Source organism: Streptomyces sp. 796.1 (assembly GCF_047525675.1).
GTDB lineage: Bacteria > Actinomycetota > Actinomycetes > Streptomycetales > Streptomycetaceae > Streptomyces.
The window spans coordinates 50,441-75,086 of record NZ_JBLIWA010000048.1 but is presented as its reverse complement, the minus strand read 5'-3'; the positions used below and the strand labels follow the sequence as shown (position 1 = coordinate 75,086).

At 72.2% G+C, this 24,646-nt stretch carries 19 protein-coding genes, 6 tRNA genes and 2 pseudogenes; 13 read left to right on the top strand and 14 right to left on the bottom strand.

The features are described 5' to 3' along the window. Positions 1–26 precede the first annotated feature (26 nt). Positions 27–3,521, bottom strand: a pseudogene (gene hrpA, locus ACMA1D_RS27705) (ATP-dependent RNA helicase HrpA); the annotation flags it as partial. A gap of 249 nt (positions 3,522–3,770) precedes the next feature. Beyond that, a pseudogene (locus tag ACMA1D_RS27700) lies at positions 3,771–4,577 on the bottom strand (DEAD/DEAH box helicase); the annotation flags it as partial. A 473-nt stretch (positions 4,578–5,050) separates the two neighbouring features. Between ACMA1D_RS27700 and ACMA1D_RS27695 the strand changes: the two are divergent. The 5 genes from ACMA1D_RS27695 (at position 5,051) to ACMA1D_RS27675 (ending at position 10,638) form a co-directional block, all read left to right on the top strand. Next, positions 5,051–5,977, top strand: a complete 927-nt coding sequence (locus ACMA1D_RS27695) for an NADP-dependent oxidoreductase (protein ID WP_414726735.1) — start codon at positions 5,051–5,053, stop codon at positions 5,975–5,977. 232 nt (positions 5,978–6,209) lie between these two features. Then, entirely contained in the window at positions 6,210–7,055 is an 846-nt protein-coding gene (locus ACMA1D_RS27690) for an alpha/beta fold hydrolase (protein WP_414726734.1), read from the top strand. Between the two features lie 77 nt (positions 7,056–7,132). Continuing rightward, the gene (locus ACMA1D_RS27685; RefSeq protein WP_414726733.1) at positions 7,133–7,720 is read left to right on the top strand and encodes a TetR/AcrR family transcriptional regulator; all 588 of its coding nucleotides are present in this window, start codon (positions 7,133–7,135) and stop codon (positions 7,718–7,720) included. Positions 7,721–7,870: 150 nt separating this feature from the next. Next, entirely contained in the window at positions 7,871–8,569 is a 699-nt protein-coding gene (locus ACMA1D_RS27680; RefSeq protein WP_414726732.1) for a type 1 glutamine amidotransferase domain-containing protein, read from the top strand. Between the two features lie 470 nt (positions 8,570–9,039). Then, a complete protein-coding gene (locus ACMA1D_RS27675; protein WP_414726731.1) occupies positions 9,040–10,638 on the top strand; it encodes an alkaline phosphatase D family protein in 1,599 nt (532 codons plus the stop codon). Positions 10,639–10,850: 212 nt separating this feature from the next. On the opposite strand, the gene ACMA1D_RS27670 is transcribed toward ACMA1D_RS27675, so the two are convergent. The 5 genes from ACMA1D_RS27670 to ACMA1D_RS27650 form a co-directional block, all read right to left on the bottom strand. After that, positions 10,851–10,927 (bottom strand) — tRNA-Phe (locus ACMA1D_RS27670). Positions 10,928–10,954: 27 nt separating this feature from the next. Then, positions 10,955–11,029 (bottom strand) — tRNA-Asp (locus ACMA1D_RS27665). A gap of 543 nt (positions 11,030–11,572) precedes the next feature. After that, a complete protein-coding gene (locus tag ACMA1D_RS27660; RefSeq protein ID WP_414726730.1) occupies positions 11,573–12,115 on the bottom strand; it encodes a hypothetical protein in 543 nt (180 codons plus the stop codon). Next, the gene (locus tag ACMA1D_RS27655; RefSeq protein ID WP_414726729.1) at positions 12,112–13,278 is read right to left on the bottom strand and encodes an epoxide hydrolase family protein; all 1,167 of its coding nucleotides are present in this window, start codon (positions 13,276–13,278) and stop codon (positions 12,112–12,114) included. Before ACMA1D_RS27655 ends, ACMA1D_RS27660 begins: the two co-directional genes overlap by 4 nt. 52 nt (positions 13,279–13,330) lie before the next feature. After that, the gene (locus ACMA1D_RS27650; protein WP_349994021.1) at positions 13,331–13,921 is read right to left on the bottom strand and encodes a TetR/AcrR family transcriptional regulator; all 591 of its coding nucleotides are present in this window, start codon (positions 13,919–13,921) and stop codon (positions 13,331–13,333) included. Positions 13,922–14,056: 135 nt separating this feature from the next. Here ACMA1D_RS27650 and ACMA1D_RS27645 point away from each other — a divergent pair, with 135 nt between their 5' ends. The 4 genes from ACMA1D_RS27645 to ACMA1D_RS27630 all read left to right on the top strand — a co-directional run bounded on the left by ACMA1D_RS27645 (position 14,057) and on the right by ACMA1D_RS27630 (position 16,961). Next, positions 14,057–14,674 (top strand): pentapeptide repeat-containing protein, encoded by a 618-nt coding sequence (locus tag ACMA1D_RS27645; protein ID WP_414726728.1) that lies wholly within the window; start codon positions 14,057–14,059, stop codon positions 14,672–14,674. A gap of 132 nt (positions 14,675–14,806) precedes the next feature. Next, entirely contained in the window at positions 14,807–15,280 is a 474-nt protein-coding gene (locus ACMA1D_RS27640) for a nuclear transport factor 2 family protein (RefSeq protein WP_414726727.1), read from the top strand. Further along, positions 15,277–16,128, top strand: coding sequence for a helix-turn-helix transcriptional regulator (locus ACMA1D_RS27635; RefSeq protein ID WP_414726726.1), 852 nt, complete (start codon positions 15,277–15,279; stop codon positions 16,126–16,128). Before ACMA1D_RS27640 ends, ACMA1D_RS27635 begins: the two co-directional genes overlap by 4 nt. After that, a complete protein-coding gene (locus ACMA1D_RS27630; protein ID WP_414726725.1) occupies positions 16,125–16,961 on the top strand; it encodes an oxidoreductase in 837 nt (278 codons plus the stop codon). Before ACMA1D_RS27635 ends, ACMA1D_RS27630 begins: the two co-directional genes overlap by 4 nt. Positions 16,962–17,154: 193 nt before the next feature. Here the strand turns inward: ACMA1D_RS27630 and ACMA1D_RS27625 are convergent. From ACMA1D_RS27625 to ACMA1D_RS27615, 3 genes are all read right to left on the bottom strand, one after another. Further along, positions 17,155–17,228, bottom strand: a tRNA-Phe gene (locus tag ACMA1D_RS27625). 20 nt (positions 17,229–17,248) lie between these two features. Then, a tRNA-Asp gene (locus tag ACMA1D_RS27620) sits at positions 17,249–17,323 on the bottom strand. Positions 17,324–17,363: 40 nt separating this feature from the next. Beyond that, positions 17,364–17,436 (bottom strand) — tRNA-Glu (locus ACMA1D_RS27615). A 334-nt stretch (positions 17,437–17,770) separates the two neighbouring features. On the opposite strand from ACMA1D_RS27615, the gene ACMA1D_RS27610 reads away from it, so the two are divergent. From ACMA1D_RS27610 to ACMA1D_RS27595, 4 genes are all read left to right on the top strand, one after another. After that, the gene (locus ACMA1D_RS27610) at positions 17,771–18,121 is read left to right on the top strand and encodes a metallopeptidase family protein (protein ID WP_414726724.1); all 351 of its coding nucleotides are present in this window, start codon (positions 17,771–17,773) and stop codon (positions 18,119–18,121) included. A gap of 220 nt (positions 18,122–18,341) precedes the next feature. Further along, entirely contained in the window at positions 18,342–18,974 is a 633-nt protein-coding gene (locus ACMA1D_RS27605) for a hypothetical protein (protein WP_414726723.1), read from the top strand. A 346-nt stretch (positions 18,975–19,320) separates the two neighbouring features. After that, positions 19,321–21,885: a DEAD/DEAH box helicase gene (locus tag ACMA1D_RS27600; RefSeq protein WP_414726722.1), complete on the top strand. Its 2,565-nt coding sequence runs from the start codon at positions 19,321–19,323 to the stop codon at positions 21,883–21,885. A 165-nt stretch (positions 21,886–22,050) separates the two neighbouring features. After that, positions 22,051–22,126, top strand: a tRNA-Lys gene (locus ACMA1D_RS27595). 345 nt (positions 22,127–22,471) lie between these two features. Here the strand turns inward: ACMA1D_RS27595 and ACMA1D_RS27590 are convergent. From ACMA1D_RS27590 to ACMA1D_RS27575, 4 genes are read right to left on the bottom strand one after another with little or no spacing between them, the layout of a single operon-like run. Further along, the gene (locus ACMA1D_RS27590; protein WP_414726721.1) at positions 22,472–23,098 is read right to left on the bottom strand and encodes an alkaline shock response membrane anchor protein AmaP; all 627 of its coding nucleotides are present in this window, start codon (positions 23,096–23,098) and stop codon (positions 22,472–22,474) included. After that, positions 23,091–24,032, bottom strand: coding sequence for a DUF6286 domain-containing protein (locus tag ACMA1D_RS27585; protein ID WP_414726720.1), 942 nt, complete (start codon positions 24,030–24,032; stop codon positions 23,091–23,093). The genes ACMA1D_RS27590 and ACMA1D_RS27585 overlap by 8 nt, the downstream gene beginning before the upstream one ends. After that, on the bottom strand, positions 24,029–24,367 hold the full coding sequence (locus tag ACMA1D_RS27580) for a hypothetical protein (RefSeq protein WP_414726719.1): 339 nt from the start codon (positions 24,365–24,367) through the stop codon (positions 24,029–24,031). Before ACMA1D_RS27580 ends, ACMA1D_RS27585 begins: the two co-directional genes overlap by 4 nt. Next, on the bottom strand, positions 24,364–24,600 hold the full coding sequence (locus ACMA1D_RS27575; RefSeq protein ID WP_414726718.1) for a hypothetical protein: 237 nt from the start codon (positions 24,598–24,600) through the stop codon (positions 24,364–24,366). The genes ACMA1D_RS27580 and ACMA1D_RS27575 overlap by 4 nt, the downstream gene beginning before the upstream one ends. Between the last annotated feature and the right edge of the window lie 46 nt (positions 24,601–24,646).

Genomic DNA, 24,646 nt, shown 5'->3' with positions numbered 1-24,646 from the left:
GGGGCGCGTGGGTGGGGTTACGGGGGTTACGGGGCCGCCGCGTCGACCGCCTTGACGATGCGCTTGTCGGAGATGGGGTAGGCGGTGCCGAGGGCGTGGGCGAAGTAGCTCACCCGGAGTTCCTCGATCATCCAGCGGATCTCCTGGGCCTCCTTGGGGACCGGGCGGCCGGGGTGCTTGATGGCGAGCTGTTCCAGCAGCCAGAGGTACTCGTCGCGCATCTCGTGCACCTTCGCCATGCGGGTGCGGTCCCGCTCGGCGTGGTGCGGCAGTTGCTGGAGCCGACGGTCGACGGCGACCAGGTAGCGCATCACGTCCGGCAGCCGCCGGATGCCGTGCTCGGTGACGAAACCCGGCTTGACCAGCGCGCCGAGCTGTTCCCTGACGTCGGCCAGCGACGGGGCGAGGACCGGGCTGGTGGTGGCCCGCAGCCGGCGCTCGCACGCCTGCCAGGCCGCCAGCACCTCGCGCACCTTGCGGACCGCGTCCATCGTCGCGTCGGTCACATCGGCCCGTACGGCGTCGAAGAGCTTGCGGAAGGACTCCTCGTCCCAGGCCGGGCCGCCGCGGGCGGCGACCAGCCGGTCGATGGCCGCCGACACGCAGTCGTCGAAGAGCGCCTGCACGCTGCCGTGCGGGGAGCGGGAGAGCGCCAGCTTTGCGGCGTTGTCCAGCTTGCCCTGTGCGAACTTGGCGGGGTTCGACGGCAGGTTGAGCAGGATCAGCCGGCGGGTGCCGGCCCACATCGCGCGCTCCTGCTCCGGCTCGGAGTCGAAGAGCCGGACCGCCACCGACGCGCCCTCGTCCACCAGCGCCGGGTACGCCTTGACGGGCTGGCCGCCGCGCCGGGTCTCGAAGGTGCGCGGCAGCGTGCCGACGGTCCAGGAGGTCAGGCCGGAGCGCTGCTCGATGCCCGCGCTCTCCTTCGAGGTCGCGAAGACCTTGCTGATCGCGGCCTGCGTCTTGGGTTGCAGGCTGGCCTTCAGGGCCACCAGGTCCTTGTCCTCGGCGAGCTTGCGGCGCCGCTCGTCCACCACCCGGAAGGTGATCTTCAGATGGTCGGGGACCTTCGTCTGGTCCCAGTCCGACGGGTCGATCTTGATGCCGACCATGCGCTGGAGCTCCCGGCCGAGCGCGTCGGTCAGGCTGCCCTGCGCCGCGCCGCCGCCGCTGCGCCCCGCGGTCGGCGTGACCCGCTCAAGGAAGCGGCGCGCGTAGTCGGGCGCGGGCACGTAGTTGCGGCGGATCGGCTTGGGCAGCGAGCGGATCAGCTCGGTCACCAGGTCCTGCCGCAGGCCCGGGATCTGCCAGTCGAAGCCGTCGGCGGTGACCTGGTTGAGCACCTGGAGCGGTACGTGCACGGTCACGCCGTCCGCGTCCGCGCCCGGTTCGAACTGGTAGGTCACCCGGAACTTCAGTCGCCCCTGCCACCAGGTGTCCGGATAGGCGTCCTTGCTGACGCCCTGCGCCTGCTCGTTGATGAGCATGGACTTCTCGAAGCTGAGCAACTCCGGTTCGTCCCGGCGCTTGTGCTTCCACCAGGAGTCGAAGTGCGCGCCGGAGACGACGTGTTCGGGCACCCGCTGGTCGTAGAAGTCGAACAGCGTCTCGTCGTCGACCAGGATGTCGCGCCGGCGGGCCCGGTGCTCCAACTCCTCGACCTCGCCGAGCAACTTGCGGTTGTCGTGGAAGAACTGGTGATGGGTGCGCCAGTCGCCCTCCACCAGGGCGTTGCGGATGAACAGGTCGCGGCTGGTGACCGGGTCGATCCTGCCGAAGTTGACCTTGCGCTGGGCGACGATGGGCACCCCGTACAGCGTCACCCGCTCGTACGCCATGACCGCGGCCTGCTTCTGCTCCCAGTGCGGTTCGCTGTAGGTGCGCTTGACCAGGTGCTGGGCGAGCGGTTCGACCCACTCCGGCTCGATCTTGGCGTTCACCCGGGCCCACAGCCGGGAGGTCTCCACCAGCTCGGCCGACATGATCCACCGCGGCGGCTTCTTGAACAGCGCGGAGCCGGGGAAGACCGCGAACTTGGCGTTCCGCGCGCCCAGGTAGTCGCCCTTGCCCGCGGGCTTGCCGGCCGGTTTGCCCTGGCCCTTCTGGCCGGTCTTGGCGGCGTCCTCGGCGATCTCCTTGAGCCCGATGTGCGACAGCAGACCGGCCAGCAGCGCCTGGTGCACCTGGTCGGCCGGGATCTCGGTGTCGGTGGACGACACCTCGATGTCCATGTTCTTGGCGACCGTACGCAACTGGCTGTAGATGTCCTGCCATTCGCGTATCCGCAGGTAGTTCAGGAACTCCGAGCGGCACATGCGGCGGAAGGCGGAGGAGGACAGCGCCTTTTGCTGGTCCCGTACGTACCGCCACAGGTTGAGCAGTGCCAGGAAGTCGCTTGTCTCGTCCTTGAACCTGGCGTGCTGCTGGTCGGCCTGCATCTGCTTGTCGACCGGGCGTTCGCGCGGGTCCTGGATGGAGAGCGCGGCGGCGATCACGATCACCTCGCGCACGCAGCCGCTGCGCTCGGCCGCCAGGATCATCCGGGCGAGCCGCGGGTCGACCGGGAACTGGGCGAGTTTGCGACCGAGCGTGGTCAGCCGCTGGCCGCGGCCCTTGCGGCCGGCGCCCTGCGCGCCCGAACCGCGGCGGGGCGGCCGGCCGGCGCCGCGGGAGCCGCCCTCGGCACGGGCACCGGTGCCGGCTCCGCCCTCGGCTTCGACACGGGTGTCGGCGTCGTCGGCCTCCGAGGCGTCCCCGGCGTCCGGACCGCTGGCGTCCGCACCGCCGTCGCCGTCACCACCGGCCGCGGGGCGCTGGGCCTCGATGGCGCCCAGCTCGTGCAGCAGGTCGATGCCGTCCTTGATGTTGCGCCGGTCCGGCGGGTCGATGAACGGGAACCGCTCGATGTCACCCAGCCCGGCCGCCGTCATCTGCAAGATCACCGAGGCGAGGTTGGTCCGCAGGATCTCGGCGTCGGTGAACTCGGGACGGGTGAGGAAGTCGTCCTCCGAGTACAGCCGGATGCAGATGCCGTCGCTGGTTCGGCCGCAGCGGCCCTTCCGCTGGTTGGCGCTGGCCTGCGAGATCGGCTCGATGGGCAGCCGCTGCACCTTGGTGCGGTGGCTGTAGCGGGAGATGCGGGCGGTGCCCGGGTCGATCACGTACCGGATGCCGGGGACGGTCAGCGAGGTCTCGGCCACGTTGGTGGCGAGCACGACGCGGCGGCCGGAGTGTCGCTGGAAGACGCGGTGCTGCTCGGCGTGCGAGAGGCGGGCGTACAGCGGCAGGATCTCCGTGTTCCGCAGCTTCTTCTTCTCCAGCGCGTCGGCCGTGTCGCGGATCTCCCGCTCGCCGGAGAGGAAGACGAGGACGTCGCCCTCCCCCTCGCGCTGGAGCTCGTCCACCGCGTCGCAGATGGCCGTGACCTGGTCCCGGTCGCCGTCCTGGCCGCCCTCTTCGAGCAGCGGCCGGTAGCGCACCTCGACCGGGTACGTACGGCCGCTGACCTCGATGATCGGCGCGGCGATCGGCTCGGTGCCGGTGCCGGTGCCGGTGCCGGTGCCCGGTGCGGGGGCCTCGGCCGGCCGGGCGGCGGGGTCGTTCTGGGGGTGGCCGGCGGGCTGGCCCTGCGGGTGGTCGGCGGGCGTGGGCTCGGCCCGGCCGGCCGGGGCCGTGCCGTCCTCGGTGGGCGCGCTGCCGCGCGTTGCCGCGCCGTCGCTCGCCGGCGCGCCCTCGTCCTGGGGCCGCTGGCCCGCCGCGTCGCGTGCCCGGTCGCCGCGGCGGACGCCCCGGCGGGTCCTGCGGCCGGCCGGGCCCGCGGTGCCCGCCGCGCCGCCGACCGTCGCGTAGGCCGCGAAGTGCCGGGCGAACCGCTCCGGGTCGATCGTCGCCGAGGTCACCACGACCTTGAGGTCGGGGCGGCGGGGCAGCAACTGGGCCAGGTAGCCCAGGATGAAGTCGATGTTGAGGCTGCGCTCGTGGGCCTCGTCGATGATGATCGTGTCGTACTGGCGCAGCTCGCGGTCGGTCTGGATCTCGGCCAGCAGGATGCCGTCCGTCATCAGCTTGACCAGGGTGTCCGGGCCGACCTGGTCGGTGAACCGCACCTTCCAGCCGATGGTCTCGCCGAGCTGGGTGCCGAGCTCGTCGGCGATCCGCTCGGCCACCGTACGGGCCGCGATCCGGCGCGGCTGGGTGTGGCCGATGAGCCCGCGCACGCCGCGTCCGAGCTCCATGCAGATCTTCGGAATCTGGGTGGTCTTGCCGGAACCGGTCTCGCCCGCGACGATCACCACCTGGTGGTCGCGGATGGCCGCCAGGATCTCGTCCTTCTTCTGGCTGACCGGCAGCGACTCCGGATAGCTGATCTGCGGCACTGCGGCGCGGCGCTGGGCCACCCGCCGTTCGGCCGCTTCGATCTGGCCGGCGATCTCGGCGAGCACGGCCGCACGGGCCTCGGGCTTACGAATCCCGCGCGCACCGTCGAGTCGGCGCCCCAGCCGCTGCTCATCGCGCAGCATCAGCTCGGGAAGCCGCCCCAGCAGGGCGGGCAGGGCGGGGGCAGGCTGAGTGGACATACGCGGCCAAGGATCTCACCTCGACGAAAGAGCTGGCGAACCATTTGCGAACGGGGGCGCGCGTGAGGGCCCTGCGGGGGCCGCGCGGGTGGCCGGGACTCGCCGGGGGAGGGCGCTGGCCTGCCGGGGGAGCGGGCGGGGCGGCTGTCCCTCCTGCCGGGGGGCCGGGGGAGGAGCGGGCCGGGCCTGAACCCGGCAGACGGCCCAAAGCCCCGTGACGCCACCACCCGGGCGGCCGTGCGGCGCGGGCGCTCGTCGTCGAGCCGGCGGCCTAGCGTGGTCGGGGGCCCGGGTACGGCGCGCCGGGGCACCCGGCGTCCGTGCTCGGGCGGCGTCCCCGCTCGGGCGGCGGGCCCGGCCCCGGCGGCGCGCCCGCGCGACGCCCCTCCGCTGCCGCGCCACGCCCCGTACCTCCGACACCGCTCCACTCCTCGTACCCGCCCCACACCCCCACGTCCAAGGAGGACGCGTCCATGAAGGCTGTGAGTTACCGGGCCTACGGCGGCCCTGAGGTGTTGGAGTACGGCGAGTTGCCCGAGCCGAAGGTGGGGCCCGATGCGGTCCTGGTGCGGGTGGAGGCCGCCGCGGTGAACCCGGTCGACTGGAAGGCGCAGGCCGGCCACCTGAACTCGCTGCTCGACGTGGCCTTCCCGGTGGTGCCGGGCTGGGACGTGGCCGGAGTGGTGGTCCGCGGCGGGCTCGACACCCCGGAGTTCCGCGAGGGCGACGAGGTCATCGGCTACGTACGGAAGGACTCCCTGTCGGGCGGCACGTTCGCGGAGTACGTGGCGGCCCCGGTGCGCACCCTGGCCCGCAAGCCCGCCGGTCTCAGCTTCGCGGAGGCGGCGGGACTGCCGCTGGCCGGGCTCACGGCGTACCAGGCGCTCATCGGCGCGCTGCGGGTGGGCCCCGGCGACACGCTGCTGGTGCACGCGGCGGCCGGCGGCGTCGGCTCGCTCGCCGTACAGCTCGGCCGCCACCGCGGCGCCCGGGTGATCGGCACGGCCAGCCCGCGCAACCACGACTTCGTACGCGCCCTCGGCGGCGAGCCGGTCCGCTACGGCGACGGCCTCGGCGACCGGGTGCGGGAGCTCGCGCCGGAGGGCGTGGACGCGGTGTTCGACCTGGTGGGCGGCGATGCGGTGACGGTCTCGGCCGACCTGGTGAAGGACCCCCGCCGGATCGCGTCGATCGTGGACCCGGCGGTGGTCCCGCTCGGCGGGCGCTATCTGTGGGTGCGCCCCGACGCCACTGACCTGACGGCGCTGGCCGACCTCGCCGAGGCCGGCGAGATCGCCGTGGAGGTCGCCAAGACCTTCCCCCTGGAACGCGCGGCCGAGGCCCAGCGCCTGAACGCCGGCGGCCACACCCGCGGCAAGGTGGTCGTCACGGTGCCCTGATCCGCACGTCGCGGGCCCTGGCGCTTGGCTCCCCGGGTGCGGGACGGGCCCGGTGGTGGCCCCGGCCGGCGGGGCGGCCGGCCGGAGGGGCGGGCCGTGGCTGCCGCCGGCCCCTGCGGGAGCGGCTTGGCCGACATCCGCCGCGGAAGGGGTAGCGGGTCGAGTAGACCGGTCGTATAGTCATCGATGTCGGAACGCGAAGGACATCGAACTCCCGGAAGGGGAAGGCGACATGGGACGCATCAAGGTCGGTACGGAGAACAGCACCGACATCGAACTGCATTACGAAGACAAGGGGGCCAAGGGTGCCGGGCGGCCGGTCGTGCTGATCCACGGCTACCCGCTGGACGGCAACTCCTGGGAGGGGCAGGTCCCCGCGCTGCTGGCGGCGGGCCACCGGGTCATCACCTACGACCGGCGCGGCTTCGGCAAGTCCAGCCAGCCCGCGACCGGTTACGACTACGACACGTTCGCCGCCGACCTGAACACCGTCATGGAGACGCTCGACCTGCGCGACGCGATCCTGGTCGGCTTCTCGATGGGCACCGGCGAGGTCGCCCGCTACCTGTCCGTCTACGGCTCCGGCCGGGTCGCCAAGGCCGTGTTCCTCGCGTCACTGGAGCCGTATCTGGCGATCACCGACGACAACCCCGCCGGCGCCGCCCCGCTCTCCTTCTTCGAGGGCGTGTCCGAGACGGTCAAGAAGGACCGCTACGCCTTCTTCACCGGCTTCTACGCCGACTTCTTCAACCTGGACGAGAACCTGGGGACCCGGGTGAGCGAGGAGGCCGTGCGCAACGCCTGGAACGTCGCGGCGGGCGCGGGGCCGATCGCTTCCGCCGCCGCCCCGCTGACCTGGGCCACCGACTTCCGGGCCGACATCCCGCGGATCGACGTCCCCGCCCTGATCGTGCACGGCACGGGCGACCGCACCCTGCCGATCGACGCCACCGGCCGCCGCTTCGCCGAGGCCCTGCCCGCCGCCGAGTACGTGGAGATCGACGGCGCGCCGCACGGGCTGCTCACCACCCACACGGCCGAGGTCAACGAGATCCTGCTGGACTTCGTCGGCCGCTGACGCGCCGGGTCGTACGGCTGACCGCTGACGTGCGCAACGCGATAGACGACTGGTCTAATGGGAGCTAGGGTCGAGCCATGCCAACCACACAGGGCGACACCCGCCGCAGCATCCTCGACGCCGCCCAGCGGATCATGTCCCGCAAGGGATTCTCCGCGGTGGGCATCAACGAAGTGCTCTCCGCGGCCGGGGTGCCGAAGGGGTCGTTCTACCACTTCTTCGCCTCCAAGGACGCCTTCGGTGAGGCCATGATGCGGGCCTACTTCGCCGACTACCTGGCGGACCTGGACCGCGTACTCGCCGAGCCGGGCCTGACCGCGGCCGAGCGGCTGATGAACTACTGGCGGAACTGGCGCGAGACGCAGAGCGTCGACGCATGTCAGGGCAAGTGCCTGGCGGTCAAGCTCGGCGCGGAGGTCTCCGACCTGTCGGAGGCGATGCGGATCGCCCTCAAGGAGGGCACCACCGCCGTCGTCGACCGCCTGGAGCGGGCGATCGCGGCCGGTCTGGAGGACGGCTCGATATCCGTCGACGGCGCGCCGCGCGACCTTGCGCAGGCGTTGTACGACATGTGGCTCGGGGCGAGCGTCATGGCCAAGATCCACCGCGACGTAGGCCCGCTGGACACGGCGACGACGGTCACCCGTCAGCTCCTGCGCCTGTAGGGCCCGCCTCCGGATCCGTAGGGCCCGCGCCCGGGCCCGAGAAGGGTTCCCGGGTTCGGGAGGTCTCCCGTCCCAAGCAGGTCACCTGAACGCACCGGTCGCTTGCCGCACCTCAGTAAAGACGACCGGTCTACTAAAAGGACTCACGGCATGAAGATCCTCATCGTTCTCACCTCGCACGGCGAACTCGGCACCACCGGCCGCGAGACCGGCTTCTGGCTGGAGGAACTCGCGGCCCCCTACTACCGCTTCAAGGACGCCGGCGCCGAGGTCGTCCTCGCCTCCGCCCGGGGCGGTCGGCCGCCGCTGGACCCGAAGAGCAACGAACCCGCCTTCCAGACCGATCAGACCCACCGCTTCGAGGCCGACGCCGAGGCCGTGGCGGCCCTCGCCGACACCCTCCGGCTCGACTCCGTCTCCGCCGACGACTTCGACACCGTCTTCTACCCCGGCGGCCACGGCCCGCTGTGGGACCTGGCCGAGGACCCCGCTTCCGTACGACTCATCGAAACCGTCCTGCGCGCGGGCAAGCCCGCCGCCCTGGTCTGCCACGCCCCCGGTGTCCTGCGCCACGCCACCAACCCCGACGGCACGCCCCTCGTCCAGGGGCGGAGGGTCACCGGCTTCACCAACGGCGAGGAAGCCGCGGTGGAACTGACCGACGTCGTCCCCTTCCTCGTGGAGGACGAGTTGAAGCGGCTCGGCGCCGACTACTCCAAGGTCGGCGACTGGCAGCCCTACGTCATCACCGACGGCCTGCTCGTCACCGGCCAGAACCCCGCCTCCTCCGGACCCGCCGCCGACGCCCTGCTCACCCTCCTCGCGCGGGGCAACGGCGCCCAGGCGTAGTGCGCCCCCGCGGGCGCTGCCCGGCGCACGCATGAATGACCCCGCGGGGCCGACGGTTCTGTGACCCGGCCCCGCGGGGTCAGGACGTACGGGCCCTGTCGGCGCCCCGCGCCCGCTCCCGTCAGCCGGTGTGGACGTAAAGCGGAGGGATGGCGCGCTATTGAGGCCGTGATCCTGGTGTGGGGGATGGGAGTGGGAATCCCCGGAATCACTGCCCGGGTCATGAACGACTCAAATCATGAAAGGTCGGAAATCAATTCTGATCAATGATTTCCGGCGTATTGCGCTCTTGCTTTCCTATGTCCTCATTTCTTTGCGACTCCACGCCTCTGTGCTGACAGCACCGTGATTTTCCGGCTGAGCCTCCTCTTGAACCTTTAACCAAGAAGCCATGCGGCACCGGCATGGATGTCATGGGCACTCCCGAACATCGAGCGGATCATTCCGTTTTCTGTCGCAGGAGGAGATCCATGCCCACGCGCTCTGGAGAGATGACCCGCCGCCGGGTGGTTGGCGTTGGCGGCGCAAGTGCTGCTGCCGTGTTGTTGGGTACCGGCGCGTGGAGCGCTGGAAGCGCGTTCGCGGCGCCCGCGAAGAGTGCCGACCCCTTCACCCTCGGTGTCGCGTCCGGCGACCCGCGGCCCGACGGGGTGGTGCTGTGGACGCGCTTGGCGCCGGAGCCCTTCGCCGCCGACGGCACGGGTGGCATGTCCCCCAAGCCGGTGCGGGTGCACTACGAGGTGGCCGCTGACGAGCGGTTCCGCTACGTGGTCCGGCGCGGCAGCGTGGTGGCGCTGCCGGAGCTGGGGCACTCGGTGCACCCGGAGATCCACGGCCTGGCGCCCGACCGCGTGTACTTCTACCGCTTCCGGGTGCGGGGTCACATCTCGCCGGTGGGCAGAACCCGTACGGTGCCCGCCGCGTGGTCCCGCCCCCGCGACCTCAACTTCGCCTTCGCGTCCTGTCAGGCGTGGCAGGACGGGTACTTCACCGCCTACGACCACATGGCGGAGGAAGACCTCGATCTGGTCGTGCACCTGGGCGACTACATCTACGAGTCCGGCGTGGGCAAGAACAAGCGCGGTGTGACCACGGACGAGAAGTTCCACGGTGAGACCTTCGACCTCGCCCGCTACCGGTTGCAGTACGCGCTGTACAAGTCCGAGGCCCCGCTGCAACGCGCCCACGCCCGCTTCCCGTGGATCATGACGATCGACGACCACGAGGTGGAGAACAACTGGGCCGGCGACATCTCCCAGGTCGACAAGGAGCCCGACCAGGACCCCGCGGTGTTCCGGCAGCGGCGGGCCGCGGCCTTCCAGGCCATGTACGAGAACATGCCGCTGCGCAGGGCACAGATGCCCGTCGGCCCCGACGTACGCCTGCACCGCCGGCTGAACTACGGCACCCTCGCCGACTTCACCATGCTCGACACCCGCCAGTACCGCGACGACCAGCCGTGCGGCGACGGCAACTCCGCCGAGTGCACCGAGCGCTTCGACCCGCAGCGCACGATCCTCGGCGCCCAGCAGCGCAGGTGGCTGCTGGACGGGTTCAGCAACTCCCGTGCCAGGTGGCAGGTGCTGGGCAACCAGTGCCCGATGGGCCAGACCGACTGGGACCCCAGCCCGGAGAAGACGAACGTGTGGCTGGACCCGTGGGACGGTTACGTGGCCGACCGCGACCGGGTGCTGGCGGCGGCCCAGGACCGCGGGGTGCGCAACCTGGTGGTGGTCACCGGTGACCGGCACACCAACTACGCGTGGGACCTGAAGCGCGACTTCAGCAACCCCGACTCGGCCACCGTGGCCACCGAGTTCGTCGGCACCTCCATCAGCAGCGGCTCGGACGGCTCGGACATGACCGACCAGGGCCGCACCTTCCTGGCGGCCAACCCGCACATGAAGTTCTTCAACGCCCAGCGCGGCTACGTCCGGGTGAACGTCAACGAGCGGCGCTGGCGCAGCGACTTCCGCGTCCTGCCGTACGTCACCCGCCCCGGCGCCCCGGTCTCGACCCGGGCGAGCTACGTCGTCGAGGACCGGCGCCCCGGCGTCCAGCAGGGCTGATGCCCAGCCGCCCCGGCCCGCCGAGCGATGCCGCACGGCGGGCCGGGGCTGCACCGTTCAGGTGGGGGGTGTGGGGCCGGGCCGCCGGGGGGAGTGCTCTGCCCGGAGGCGGGCAATCGGCGGTGGCTGCGCGTCGCCCGTGGCCCGCGTGCGAGAGACGGCCGGGAACGCGGTGGGGCCCCGATCCGAAGATCGGGGCCCCACCGCGTTGCTGGTGGCTGGGGCCGGGGTCGAACCGGCGACCTATCGCTTTTCAGGCGATCGCTCGTACCAACTGAGCTACCCAGCCGCGCAGTTCACCGAAATGAACTGCAAGCGGTCCTGACGGGATTTGAACCCGCGGCCTCCACCTTGACAGGGTGGCGAGCACTCCAAGCTGCTCCACAGGACCAAGCACACGTGCGAGCACTAGTCTCGCACATGCTCTTGCGTGCCCCCAACGGGATGCGAACCCGACATCGTCACCTTGCTGACCTGCGGCGATGTACGGGAGCCCGGTAGCTAAGCCCCTTCTGGGGTCGGCTGAGCCTCGTTCGCCCCCTCGATCCTGTCCCCGCGCTGAGGTGCCAGCGCGGGGCGGCCTGTTGTTGCGTCTGCAAATCGTGGTGGCTGAGTCGATGGGGGATGCCCATCATTCCGGGGGCGTGAGTCGATGCTGCGACATTGCGAAACGTGATGCCGGGAGGTGGCGGAGGTGTTCCCCTGCGACGTGGCGACAGCCCCGGCCGTCCGTCCCACGGGTGCCACTGCTCGAAGCCCTCGTTGCTCCGCGGCCCTCCGGGGTGGCCGCGGATCGCCATCGCCGTCGTGCCCCTCGGGTTACTGGCGCGAGCGACCCGCACGGTCAACTCCGGGATCAGCAGGCCGGAAAGAGGAAGCCACGGCACGGTTCCTCGGGCCGTGCTGCCCCGAGATCCCCGACAGCGTCAGGTGCTCACCACAGCAGGAGTGCCGTGGTGCGGCCTTCCGGGTCGTGGCCAGGGGTGACACCGGGCCCTTCGTGGCCGCCCCAGATGATCCAGAGACCCTCCGGGTAGCGCTCCCACCCTGCGGCGAACGCGGCGGGGACTCCCTCAGGGACGTCCTGGCCCAGCGCCTCGGTCACCAGGTCGACGGGGTCCTCGTCACCGTCGCGGTCCAGCCGGGGCAGCGCCGCGGCCACCCGCTCCGCCAGAACCTCGGGCGCGGTTGACGTCTGTCCGGTCAGCCACAGCAGCCCTGTCCGGCACAGGCACTGCGTACCGACCGGGCTCCAGGTGGCAGGGGGCTCGTCCGTCAGGCATACGACGGCGGCGACGACTGACGCCTCCCGCAGGGCGAGCAGCAGTCGGTAGCGGCCCGGTGCCGCTCCTACGCCGTCCCATTCGGGTGAGCCGGGGTCCACTGGCCACCACACGCCGTCGCTGAGATCGAGTGTCCCGGCGTCGACGACGCTGAAGTCTTGGTGGTCGAGGCGGGAAAACCACCGCCTTGTCATCGGCTCGTCTCCTTCAGGGCGCGGGCGAACGCCCTGATGTCGGCGGTGAGGAGGTCGGGTTCCTCCATGGCGGCGAAGTGGCCGCCGCGGTCCATCTCGGTCCAGTGCACGATGCGGTCGAGTCGTTCGGCGAACGCCCTGACCGGCAGGGTGACGTCATGGGGGAAGACGGCCATCCCGGTGGGGACCTGCGATTCCTCGGCGGCGCCCCACACGCGTGCGGACTCCTTGTAGAGGCGGGCGGAGGACCCGGCGGTGCCGGTCAGCCAGTAGAGCGTGACGTTGGTCAGCATGTGGTCGCGGTCGACGGCGGTTTCCGGGGTGCCGACCGAGTCTGTCCACTCCTTGAACTTCTCGACGATCCAGGCCAGTTGACCTACCGGGGAGTCGTGCAGGGCGTAGGCGAGGGTCTGCGGCCGGGTGGACTGGACGGCGACGTACCCGGAGGTCTCCTGCTGGTGGCGGGTCCAGCTGTCCAGCCGTTCGCGGTCCAGGTCGTCGAGGCCGGACGGGTCGCCGGCGGGAAAGGTGGGCGGGCTGTTGAGGTGGATGCCGATCAACCGGTCGGGCGCGACGAGGCCGAGTTCCCGAGAGATGCCGGAGCCGAAGTCGCCGCCCTGCGCCAGGTAGCGGCGGTAGCCGAGGCGTTCCATCAGCTCGGCCCAGGCGCGGGCGACGCGGCGGTAGTCCCAGTGTGTCTCGCGGGTGGGGCCGGAGAAGCCGAACCCGGGGATGGAAGGGACCACGACGTGGAAGGCGTCGGCCCGGTCGCCGCCGTGGGCGCGTGGGTCGGTCAGAGGTCCGATGACGTGGAGGAATTCCAGGACCGAGCCGGGCCAGCCGTGGGTCATGATCAGCGGCACGGCATCGGGCTCGGGCGAGGTGACGTGCAGGAAGTGCACCCGGGCGCCGTCGATCTCGGTGAGGAACTGCGGGAACTCGTTCAGCCGGGCTTCGTGGGCGCGCCAGTCGTAGCCGGTGCGCCAGTACTCGGCGAGGTCGCGCAGGTAGCCGACCGGCACGCCGTACTCCCAGCCGGTGTCCGGAAGCTCGTCGGGCCAGCGGGTGCGGGCGAGGCGCTCGTCCAGGTCGTCGAGGGCGGCCTGGGGCACGGACACCTGGAACGGGCGGATGGTGCCGGAGGGAACGGGCGTGCTGTCCATGCGGTGCTTCCTTCAGGGGTGTGCGGGGGCGGCCCGGGCGCGGGGGGCCGGCTTACCGGGCGTGCCTGAGGACCCGGTCGAGCAGGGCTTCCTCCAGGCGGCGCAGGGGGAAATCGGGGTCTTCGGCAGCGAGGACGAGTCCGCCGCGGATTCCGGCCAGGAGGAGCAGCCGGTCGCCTTCGGGGTCGGGTGAGCCGGTCTGGGAGACGGCGTCGGCCAGGGCTTGCAGGAGGTCGGCGGAGGCGATGTCGGCTCCGGCGTCGCGCAGGACTCTCCTGGCCTCGGGGTCGGCCAGCAGCGCGGCGACCGCGCGCCCCTCGTCGACCTCCTCGGGAGCGGTGTCCAGTCCCAGCAGGGCCGAGCGGACGAGCAGCCGCAGCGTGTGTTCCGGACCGCCGCCGGGGTGGGCGGCGAGAGCAGCCCTGGTGCGGTCGCGCCAGCCGTCCGCGATGTCGATCAGCAGGCCGGCCTTGCTGCCGAAGTAGCGCGACGGCAGACCGTCAGCGACCCCGGCGCGGGCGGCGACCTGGCGCAGCGTGGTGGCCTGGTAGCCCTGCTCCGCCATCACCAGGACCGCCGCCCGGCGGATTCGGGCCCGGGTGGCGTCCCGGACGGCGGCCGAAGCTTCGGGACTTCTGGGCATCTCCGGTTTCCTCACCTTTTCGGTTGAACGTTCGTTCATGCCAAACTGTAGCGTGAACGGCCGTTCAGTCAAAAGGTCGGAGGACCTGCCGCATGACGCACGAGACCACTCCCGGCCGCCCGCTCCGGGCCCGCCGTGGCTGACCGCAAGCACGGCGCGCCCGCACCGCCGACCACCGGTACCGTCCGTGCGGCGGAGTGGCGGGCCGCGGAACTTCACGGAGAACGGTTCGACCAGGTGCTGTTCGTCGACGTGGACATGATGGAACTCGTCGACGACGGCGCGGTCTTCACCGAGTGCACGTTCCGCGGTGTGCGGTTCAACGCCTCGGTGCACCGCGACGCCGCGTTCACCAACTGCACCTTCGTCCGCTGCTCGTTCTTCGACGCGGCGTTTACCCGCTGCAAGTTCGTCGGCAGCATGTTCGACTCGTGCAGCTGGGGCGCGGTGATGGTGGAGGGCGGCGACTGGTCGTTCGCCGGCCTTCCGGGCGCCGACCTGCGCGGCTGCACCCTGCGCGGCGTCCGGATGCGTGAGGCCGACCTCACCGGAGCCCTGCTGGGCAAGGCCGAGATGACCGGCTGCGACCTGTCCGCGGCCTGGCTCCACAGCGCCGACCTCACCGAATGCGACCTGCGGTACAGCAACCTCGATGGCCTCGACCCGCTCACCACCAAGCTGAACAAGGCGGTCATCGACCCCGACCAAGCCGCCGTCATCGCCACCGCACTCGGCCTGCATGTCCTGCCCTGAGCCCGGCGAGTCCGGGGCGCCCCACCGCACGGGCCCTGGGTGGGAGCGGCAGGTCCACCCAGATCCCTCGGCCCGTCCCTACGTTGAGTGCACTCCCCCGCAGGCAGGGGCGGGCACCGAAAGGGAAATCCGATGACCGACACCGCCGTTCAGTCTCCACAGCTCGCGAAAGCGCTGCACGACCTGGTGGACAAGGAAGCAATCCGCGGGCTGCTCGTGCGCGGCTGGCGCGCCTTGGACCACAAGGACTACGACACCTGGATCAACTGCTGGACCCCCGACGCCGAGCTGGCCTTCGGCCCGTGGGAACCGCTGTACGGCGCGTCCACGATCAAGGAGACGGTGATCGCGGCCGAGGACGCGTACGGCTCGATGTTCCACTACCTCCTCAACACGCACTTCGAGATCGACGGCGACACCGCCACCGGCATCGGGTACATGCTGTTCGTCGGTGTCCCCGACGCCGGCCGGAAGGGCGCGCACTTCGACATCGGTGGCTCCTACACCTGGAACCTCGTGCGCACCGCCGACGGATGGAAGGTGGCACGGCAGCACCTGACGATGGCGTGGAGTCTGGGTACCGACACCCTCGGCTCGTTCTCGTGACCGCAGACATGGGCCCCCTGGCCCAGTTCCTGCGGGCGCGGCGGGCCGCCGCCGACCCCCAGGTGCACGGCCTGCCCGGCGGGGTGCGCCGCACGCCGGGGCTGCGCCGGGAGGAAGTGGCGATGCTCGCGGGCGTGTCGACCGACTACTACATCCGCCTGGAGCAGGGCCGCGACCGGCGCCCCTCACCCCAGGTGGTCGACGCCCTGGCGGGCGCGCTCGCCCTGGGCGAGGACGCCGCCGCGCACCTGCGCACCCTGGCCGGCCCCGTGCCGCCGCGGAAGGCCCGGGGCCGACGCGAGTACGCGCACGCATCGCTGGTCCGCCTCATGGACGACTGGCACACCAACCCAGCGCTCATCTTCGACCGCCGCCTCAACCAGCTTGCCGCGAACCCGCTGGGGGAGGCCCTGTTCGACTGGATGGGCGAGGAGACCAATCTGGTCACCGCGGTCTTCCTGAACCCGGCAGCCCGCACCTTCTACCGGGACTGGCCGCAGATCGCCGAGAACTGCACCGCCGCACTGCGCGCCGGGGCGGGCGCCGACCCCGACGACCCCGCGACCATCGCGCTCATCGGCGAGCTGTCGCTGAAGAGCCCCGACTTCGCCCAGCTGTGGGCGCGTCACGACGTGCGGAACAAGGTCGCGGAGACCAAGCGGTTCCGCCACCACCTGGTCGGCGACGTCGAACTCGACTACCAGACCCTGACCGTCAACTCCAGCCCGGGCCAGCAGCTCGTCGTCTACCAGGCAGCGCCGGCCAGCCCCGCCGCAGACGCACTCGCGCTGCTCGGCAGCCACCGCCTGGGTACCACCACCGACTCTGTAAAGGAACACCGACCATGAGCGTCTGGCTCGTCACCGGAGCGTCCCGAGGCTTCGGCCGGGAGATCACCGCCGCAGCACTGCGCGCAGGCCACCGGGTGGTGGCCGCGGCCCGCGACCCCCGCTCCGTCGCCAAGCACTTCCCGGATGAGGCCGGCAACTTGCTGGCCGTGCGCATGGACGTCACCGACCCCGACCAGGTCACCGCCGCCGTCGCTGAAGCGGTCAGTGCGTTCGGCGGCATCGACGTCCTGGTCAACAACGCCGGGTACGGCCTGCTCGGTGCCGTCGAGGAGACCTCCGACGCCGAAGTGCGACAGCTCTTCGACACCAACGTGTTCGGACTTCTCACCGTCACCCGCGCCGTGCTGCCCCTCATGCGCGCCGCCGGCGGCGGCCGTATCGTCAACATCTCAAGCATCGCCGCCATCGCCACCGTCGGCGGACTGTCCGCCTACGCCGGCACCAAGCACGCGGTGGAAGGCATCTCCGAGGCCCTGGCCGCCGAGGCCGCCCCGTATTGCATCACGGTCACATGCGTGCAGCCGGGCAGTTTCCGCACCGACTTCCTCGACGACACCAGCTTCCGGCACGCCGAACACCCCATCGACGCCTACGACGGCACCGTCCGCACCTTCGCCAGGCAACTCGCCGAACGCCGCGGCAGCCAGCCCGGCGACCCCGTAGCCGCCGCCGAAGCCATCGTCGCGACGACTGCCCAGGGGCAGCCGCCCGCGCGACTGCCCCTGGGCAGCGACTGTGTCGGCGCCCTGGACGACACGCTGCACAGCCGCGCCGCCGAACTGGCCGCATGGCGGCAGCTCGCCGTCTCGACCGACTACGCCGACGACTAGGCCCGCCGGTAATCTGCCGCCGCCACGTTCGCCGCGGCCCTGCTCACCGTAGGACTCGGGACTCGGGACTCGGGACTCGGGACGCGCGGAACTCCTCCGACGAGGTTCTCGCGGGCCGCGCTGGGCTCCCTTCCGCTGAGGGACTCCGTGGATACGCAACAAGGCCCCGATCCGGAGATCGGGGCCTTAGTTGTGGCTGGGGCCGGGGTCGAACCGGCGACCTATCGCTTTTCAGGCGATCGCTCGTACCAACTGAGCTACCCAGCCACGCAACCTTGCGGTTGCAGCGGTCCTGACGGGATTTGAACCCGCGGCCTCCACCTTGACAGGGTGGCGAGCACTCCAAACTGCTCCACAGGACCAAAATCTATGCATCAACAAATAAATGCATAGAGTTTTGCGTGCCCCCAACGGGATTCGAACCCGTGCTACCGCCTTGAAAGGGCGGCGTCCTGGGCCACTAGACGATGAGGGCTGATGGCCCACCGTGTGCGCCTTCCGGCGCCTTCGGGGACGTGAGAAGCATATGGGATGCCGACAGGGATCGCCAAAACGGTTTCCCGCCGGGCTCCGCGCGGGTGTGACCCGTCCGGGTGTCGTGGGGCGCGGTGGCGCGTGGTGGTCGGCCGGTGAGGGCGTTCGATGGGCGTACGGGGGTGCGTACGGGGCGGTGTGGGCGGATGGGGTGGGTGTGGTGGACGTCGGGGGCGGTGGCGGGCCGTGGTCGCGGGGGCAGGGGCCGGCCGGGGGCGCGGACCGGGTGGTGCGCGGGTGGGGCGTACGGCGGGGGGCTGGTCGACAATGGCGGGGTGCTGGAAATGACGCGCGAGGAGTTCGAGGAACTGGTCGCCGAGGCCCTGGACCGCATCCCGCCCGAGCTGACGCGGCTCATGGACAACGTGGCGGTCTTCGTGGAGGACGAGCCCCCCGCGGACGACCCGGAGCTGCTCGGGCTGTACGAGGGGACGCCGCTGACCGACCGCGGCGAGTGGTACGCGGGCGTGCTCCCGGACCGGATCACCATCTACCGCGGCCCCACGCTGCGGATGTGCGGCAGCCGCGAGGAAGTGGTGGCGGAGACCGAGGTGACGGTGGTCCACGAGATCGCGCACCACTTCGGGATCGACGATGACCGTCTGCACGCGTTGGGGTACGGCTGATCCGGGGCCTCGACCTCTGATCCTCTGATCCCCGGCTCTGGTCGCTGGCCCCGGTCTCTCCGGTGCTGGCCCGTGGCCTCTGGCCCGTACGGCGCCGCTGGCCCGTACGGTGTGAACGGGGTGGGTGAGGTGTGTCTCATGGGTGGGGCGCGTGTCCTGGGCGGGGCGGGGCCAGTTGGGCAGGAGGCTCATTCGTCGCGCGCTGGAAGGTAGTTCCCCCATGTCTGCAATGTCTGACTGCGCCGCTCGCGTCCGCCGCCGCTCGGGCGCCGTACCCCATCGCGTACCGCGTGCGCCGGTCCGTATTCCGGCCCGGGTCGCGGCTGCCGTGCTCGCCGCCGTGGCGCTGGGGGGCTGCATGAACGTCTCGGAACCGGAGCGGTCTCATCCGGTCGGTGGCGCGGGGCGGGACGGCCGGCCGGACGGGGTGGCGCCGGGGCCGGGTGGCAGTGCCGTACTGCCGGACGGGGAGCGGCGGGCCCACCCGCAGGCGGGGCCCAACGCCTCGGGCGGCCCGTCCCGCGGGGCGGATCGGGACGGGGACGAGGAGCGGGAGGCGACCCCCGGGCCCGGCGGCAGCAAGGGCAAGGGCAGACCCGGGGCGGTGCAGAGCCCGTCGCAGAGTCCGCCGCCCGCGGTCGAGCCGCCGCCGGAGCCCGGTACTCCGGAGCCCGCGCCGACGGTGACGCTGCCCGGGCCCCGGCCGACCGCGCCGCGGCCGAGCAGCCCGCCGCCGGAGCCCACGGTGCCGGCGCCGACCACCGAGCCGCCCACCGTGCCGCCGACGACCACCCCGCCGCCGGCGGAGGGGACGGAGCCGCCGCCGCAAGCCAAGCCGCTGCGGGAGCGGTGACGTCGGTCACGGGTGCCGGCCGCCGGGGCCGGCCGCAGCGGGTAGCCCGGATGCCGATCGGGGGCGTCGGCCCCGGTGGTCGGAGGTAGGTGCCGGGGCCGCCGCAGGTGTCAGGGTCGCCGCAGGCGCCGGGGCCCGGGGGCGGGATTTGCCTTCCGGGGGGCGGGGTGCGTATGGTGGTAGATCGTTTGATCCCATTTGCCCGGCCGACTTCGGAGAACCCTCCCGGAGCGCGCCGCGTGGCGCGTTCCTTTCCTTGCCGTGGCTGACCGCATTGAGGCGGTCGTTTGCGAAATCACACGGAGTCTGGGCGCGTGCCGTAACTCCGGAAGGTTTCGCGTTTCGCATGTCCATTTCTGCTGAGCACACCGTCATGCCCGAGCTCGACGAGGTCGGCGTGACCCCCGAGAGCGCCGCGGCGCTCACCACCGAGTCCGCCGAGTCCGCCGCCGCGGTCGAGCCCGCTGCGGTCGTCGAGCCGGCTGAGCCCGCCGAGTCCGTTGCGGCAGCCGGGGACGTCCCCGCCGCCGCGGCTGCCGAGCAGGTCGCCCCCGCCGCCGAGCAGGTCGAAACCGCCCCCGAGCCGGCCGAAACCGCCGCCGCGGGCGAAGAGTTCGACGGCGGCGCCGACGAACCCGCCGAGAAGACCCTCACCTTCGCCGACCTCGGCCTCCCCGAGCAGGTCGTGCGCAAGCTGAAGCAGAACGGTGTGACCACCCCGTTCCCGATCCAGGCCGCGACCATCCCGGACGCGCTGGCCGGCAAGGACATCCTCGGCCGCGGCCGTACGGGCTCCGGCAAGACGCTCTCCTTCGGCCTCCCGCTGCTGGCCCAACTCTCCGGCGGCTTCACCGAGAAGAAGCGCCCCCGCGGCCTGATCCTCACCCCCACCCGCGAGCTGGCCATGCAGGTCTCCGACGCGCTCCAGCCGTACGGCGACGTGCTCGGCCTCAAGCTCAAGGTGGTCTGCGGCGGCACCTCGATGGGCAACCAGATCTACGCCCTCGAACGCGGCGTCGACATCCTGGTCGCCACCCCGGGCCGACTGCGCGACATCATCAACCGCGGTGCGGCCACGCTGGACCAGGTGCAGGTCGCGGTGCTCGACGAGGCCGACCAGATGGCCGACATGGGCTTCCTGCCCGAGGTCACCGAGATCCTCGACCTGGTGCCGACCGGCGGCCAGCGGATGCTGTTCTCCGCGACGCTGGAGAACGAGATCGACACCCTGGTCAAGCGCTACCTGTCCAACCCGGTCACGCACGAGGTGGACGCGGCGCAGGGCGCGGTGACCACCATGAGCCACCACGTGCTCGTCGTGAAGCCGAAGGACAAGGCCCCGGTCACCGCGGCCATCGCGGCGCGCAAGGGCCGCACCATCATCTTCGTCCGCACCCAGATGGGCGCCGACCGGGTGGCCGAGCAGCTCGTGGACGCCGGCGTACGGGCGGACGCGCTGCACGGCGGCATGACGCAGGGCGCGCGCACCCGCACGCTGGCCGACTTCAAGGACGGTTACGTCAACGTCCTGGTCGCCACCGACGTCGCCGCCCGCGGCATCCACGTGGACGGCATCGACCTGGTGCTCAACGTGGACCCGGCCGGTGACCACAAGGACTACCTGCACCGCTCGGGCCGTACCGCCCGCGCCGGGCAGAGCGGCACCGTCGTCTCGCTGGCCCTGCCGCACCAGCGCCGGCAGATCTTCCGCCTGATGGAGGACGCGGGCGTGGACGCCTCGCGGCACATCGTCGGTGGCGCCGGCGCCTTCGACGACGATGTGGCGCGTATCACTGGTGCCCGTTCGCTCACCGAGGTGCAGGCCGAGTCGGCGGCGAACTCGGCCAAGCAGGCCGAGCGCGACGTGCAGGACCTCACCCGTCAGTTGGAGCAGGTGCAGCGGCGCGCGACCGAACTGCGCGAGGAGGCCGACCGGCTGCTGGCCCGCGCGGCCCGCGAGCGCGGCGAGGACCCGGCGGCGGCCGTGACCGCCGCTGCGGCTGCCCCGAGCGCCGCCGCTGCCACCGCCGAGGCCGGCGAGCAGCCGACCGGTACGCAGGAGGCCGCGCCGACCGCCGCGACCCCGGAGGCCGCGCCGGCCGCCGACAGCGCCGTACCGGCCCAGCAGGAGCAGGAGCGCGGCAGCTACGAGCGCCGCGACGAGCGGGGCAACTTCGAGCGCCGCGACCGGCGCGATGACCGCCCGCAGGGTGGGTTCCGTCGTGATGAGCGTCCGTCGGGTGGTTTCCGTCGTGACGAGCGTCGGGATGACCGTGGTGGCCGTTCGTTCGACCGTCGTGATGAGCGTCGGGATGACCGTGGTGGTCGTTCCTTCGACCGTCGGGATGACCGTCCGCAGGGTGGGTTCCGGCGTGATGACCGTCCCTCTGGCGGCTTCCGTCGGGACGAGCGTCCGTCGGGTGGTTTCCGTCGTGACGAGCGTCGGGATGACCGTGGTGGCCGTTCGTTCGACCGTCGTGATGAGCGTCGGGATGACCGTGGTGGTCGTTCCTTCGACCGTCGGGATGACCGTCCCTCGGGTGGCTTCCGGCGGGATGACCGTCCCTCTGGCGGCTTCCGTCGCGATGACCGTCCGTCGGGTGGTTTCCGTCGTGACGAGCGTCGTGACGACCGTGGTGGCCGTTCCTTCGACCGTCGTGACGACCGCCCCTCGGGTGGCTTCCGCCGTGACGACCGTCCCTCCGGCGGCTTCCGTCGCGACGAGCGCCCGCAGGGCGGGTTCCGCTCGGACCGCCCGTACAACCGCGACCGTCGGGACGACCGCCCCGCCGGCGGCCACCGCCCCTCGGCCGGCGACCGCCCGCACGGCCGTCGCGATGACCACCGGGGCGCCGGCACGGGCTCCTTCGGCCGCCGCGACGACAAGCCGCGCTGGAAGCGCAACGGCTGACGCAGCACGGTGAGCGGGGCCCGTACGACACGGAACGACGTGTCGTACGGGCCCCGCCGCTTTGCCGTACGCACCGGCCGCGCGCCTCCGCGCCGGGCGGGTGAGAGCCCCGAACTCCTTATGCGCTCGGGGCCCGGCGGAGCGCCGGGCTATGCTGCGTGGTGCGGGCCATTAGCTCAATTGGCAGAGCAGTGGACTTTTAATCCATTGGTTCAGGGTTCGAGCCCCTGATGGCCCACCAGGAAAGACCAGGTCGCACCTGGTACGTGCGGGTGCGAGGGGCGCGGTGGCGCGCCGTTGCCGGGCTGCTGGTGCGCCCGACGGGCGGGCTGCGCCCCAGCTAGAGCCTGCGGAACAGCAGGATTTCGTCGCGGTCCGCGCCCGGGCCAAGCCGTAGGGCCGCTGGCCAGCGGCTGACCTCCCGCCAGCCGAGGCGCGTGTAGAAGGTCTCTAGACCTGCCCCGCTGCGGAACTGATCTGCTCGATACAGAGGGCGTTAGCGGTCATGCCGGAGCCTGCCCGGGATGGGTGGGGGCACGCCCGCCAGGCTCCGTCGTCTTCTGGTCCGGCCGTCGTGGGGCCGGTTTCAGCGTGCTCGGCGTGCCGTGCGGCTCGCGACGCTGAGGTGGAGGCCCGAGCGGAGGCCGGGGAGGCCGGTGCTGTGGTGGGCGTCGGCGAGGGGGCCGTGGGTCAGGGCGGTGAGGACGGCGCGGGGGCTGGCGTCCGGGGCGAGTACCAGGGTGAGGCGGGCGCGGGGGCGGCGCCTGTTGCCTGTGAGGCGCACCCGGGCGCGCCGCACGCCGGGGAGGCCGGCCGCCTGGGCGGTCATCACCTGGGTCAGGGCGGACGTCCGCAGGGTGTGGTGGGGAGTTTCCGCCGCATCGTCGGGGGTGGGCGTGGGGACGGGCAGGCTGCGGGGGGCGCGCGGTGGTTGGGCCAGCAGCCAGCAGGCGTGGGCGAGGAGGCCGAGGGCGAGCGCGGCCAGCACGGCCGCCGGCCACCAACCGCGGTCGCGCACCTCGGTGGCGGCCAGCCAGTCCACGAGTTCGGCGCGCGGGTGCCAGCGGGGCCACCAGGCGGGGAGCTCGTACGGGAGGTCGCCGCGGGCGGCCAGGCCGGTCCCCGCGATCCAGGTGCCTGCGGTGAGGCCGGAGAGGCCGAGCACGGCCAGCAGGGCCCGGTTCAACAGGCGGCTGCCGGGGCGGTCATCCATCGGCTGGCTCCTCTCCTCCGGGTGTCGGTGGGTGGGTTGGTGGCTGGGTTTGGGGGCGGGTTTGCGGGTGGTGTTGTGGCTGGGGTGTGTTCGGGGTGGTCGGACCTGGGTTGGTCGTGGGTGTTTCGCCGGTGTCTGGGGTGGGCGTGGTCGGCTCGTTCCCGCGCCTCTCGGCCGTGTCCGGGGTGGCCGCGGCTGACCCACCGGTGCCCGACCCGCCCGTACCTGTCTCGCCCCGGCCCGTCCCGCCCGTACTTGAGGCGACCGTGCCTGTCTCGGCCACGACGGTGTTCGTTGCTGGCGCTGCCGTCGGCGTAGGCGTTGGCGCCGTTGCGGGCGCGGGGGTGCGGGGCTGGGGTGGGGTGGTGATGTGCAGGGTGAGGCGGGGTGGGTGGGCCAGGCCGAGGCTGTCGGTCGCTTCGAGCAGGGCCGTGTGGAGGGCGGCGCGGACGGAGCGGCCGTCGCCGTACGACAGGGTGGCCCACACCACGGCCCGGCTCCGGCCGCGCATCCGTACCTGCGCCGCGGTCACTCCGGGGGTGTGCAGCGCCGCGTCCCGTAGCAGGGTGGCGGCGCCGGCGCGGTCGAGCACGGCCCGTACGGAGGGGCCTGCGGGGGCCATTGGCAGCCGGCGCCGGCCGCCGGGGGTGAGGGCCAGGAACATCAGGTAGAGGCCGAGCAGGGCCAGTACGGCCGCGGCGCCGATCACCCAGCCACTGGTGCCCGGCGTGTCCGCGAGCCAGTCGCGGGTGTGGGTGCGCCAGGGGGCGGCGGGCCGCCCGTAGTACACGGCCACCTGGTCGTACAGGAGCATGCCGCAGGCGGCGGAGCCGAGCAGGGCGAGCACCGCGGCCGGGCCGCGCCGCGCCGACCAGGGGCGGGGCGTGTGGCCGCGGGGCACCCCGGTCGGCTTCTCCTCGGACGTGGTGCTCACCGCACCCGCCCGTCGTCGCCGGCCTCGGCCTGCGGGAGGTGGAGGCGCTCGACGCGGATGCGGACGGTGGCGACCGGCAGACCGACGAGCCCTTCGGTGCGCCGGGCGACGTGGTGGTGGACGGCGTCGGTGGTGGCGGGTATGTCGATCGGGTACGGCAGGTCGAGGGCGAGGTTCAACCGGGCGCTGCCGCGCCGGGTGACGGCGGTGGCGCGGGCGGTGGCCGTCGGGTGGTCGAGGTCGTGCAGGGCCTCGCGGGCCGCCGCGGTGGCGGTACGGCTGATGACGCGGTCGGCGATGCTGAGGGCGCCGCGTTGGGCTGCGGGGATGGTCACTTGAGCCTGCTGCGTTGGGTGGTTCGGGTACGGGTGGTCGGACGGTCCTGGGGGGCGCGGCCCTGGCCCGGGCGGGCGAACTGGCTCCAGTCCAGGTCGCCTTCGGCGAGCCGGCCGACGACGAAGCCGACCGCGCCGAGCGCGGCGACCAGCAGGAAGGCGGTGAATCCGCCGAAGTAACCGGCGAAGCCGAGCGCCATGCCGACGGCGAGGCCCACGATCGCGTTGCTCATGGCCTCCTCCTTGGGGGTGCGGGGACGGGGCGGGCCCGGGCCCCCG

What these genes read in the sequence shown, in the direction of transcription:
- ACMA1D_RS27590 (WP_414726721.1), bottom strand. Translation starts at nt 23,098, where the DNA reads ATGGATGACCGCCCCGGCAGCCGCCTGTTGAACCGGGCCCTGCTGGCC.
- ACMA1D_RS27675 (WP_414726731.1), top strand. Translation starts at nt 9,040, where the DNA reads ATGCCCACGCGCTCTGGAGAGATGACCCGCCGCCGGGTGGTTGGCGTT.
- ACMA1D_RS27690 (WP_414726734.1), top strand. Translation starts at nt 6,210, where the DNA reads ATGGGACGCATCAAGGTCGGTACGGAGAACAGCACCGACATCGAACTG.
- ACMA1D_RS27660 (WP_414726730.1), bottom strand. Translation starts at nt 12,115, where the DNA reads ATGACAAGGCGGTGGTTTTCCCGCCTCGACCACCAAGACTTCAGCGTC.
- ACMA1D_RS27650 (WP_349994021.1), bottom strand. Translation starts at nt 13,921, where the DNA reads ATGCCCAGAAGTCCCGAAGCTTCGGCCGCCGTCCGGGACGCCACCCGG.
- ACMA1D_RS27630 (WP_414726725.1), top strand. Translation starts at nt 16,125, where the DNA reads ATGAGCGTCTGGCTCGTCACCGGAGCGTCCCGAGGCTTCGGCCGGGAG.
- ACMA1D_RS27640 (WP_414726727.1), top strand. Translation starts at nt 14,807, where the DNA reads ATGACCGACACCGCCGTTCAGTCTCCACAGCTCGCGAAAGCGCTGCAC.
- ACMA1D_RS27655 (WP_414726729.1), bottom strand. Translation starts at nt 13,278, where the DNA reads ATGGACAGCACGCCCGTTCCCTCCGGCACCATCCGCCCGTTCCAGGTG.
- ACMA1D_RS27605 (WP_414726723.1), top strand. Translation starts at nt 18,342, where the DNA reads ATGTCTGCAATGTCTGACTGCGCCGCTCGCGTCCGCCGCCGCTCGGGC.
- ACMA1D_RS27680 (WP_414726732.1), top strand. Translation starts at nt 7,871, where the DNA reads ATGAAGATCCTCATCGTTCTCACCTCGCACGGCGAACTCGGCACCACC.
- ACMA1D_RS27685 (WP_414726733.1), top strand. Translation starts at nt 7,133, where the DNA reads ATGCCAACCACACAGGGCGACACCCGCCGCAGCATCCTCGACGCCGCC.
- ACMA1D_RS27600 (WP_414726722.1), top strand. Translation starts at nt 19,321, where the DNA reads ATGTCCATTTCTGCTGAGCACACCGTCATGCCCGAGCTCGACGAGGTC.
- ACMA1D_RS27575 (WP_414726718.1), bottom strand. Translation starts at nt 24,600, where the DNA reads ATGAGCAACGCGATCGTGGGCCTCGCCGTCGGCATGGCGCTCGGCTTC.
- ACMA1D_RS27695 (WP_414726735.1), top strand. Translation starts at nt 5,051, where the DNA reads ATGAAGGCTGTGAGTTACCGGGCCTACGGCGGCCCTGAGGTGTTGGAG.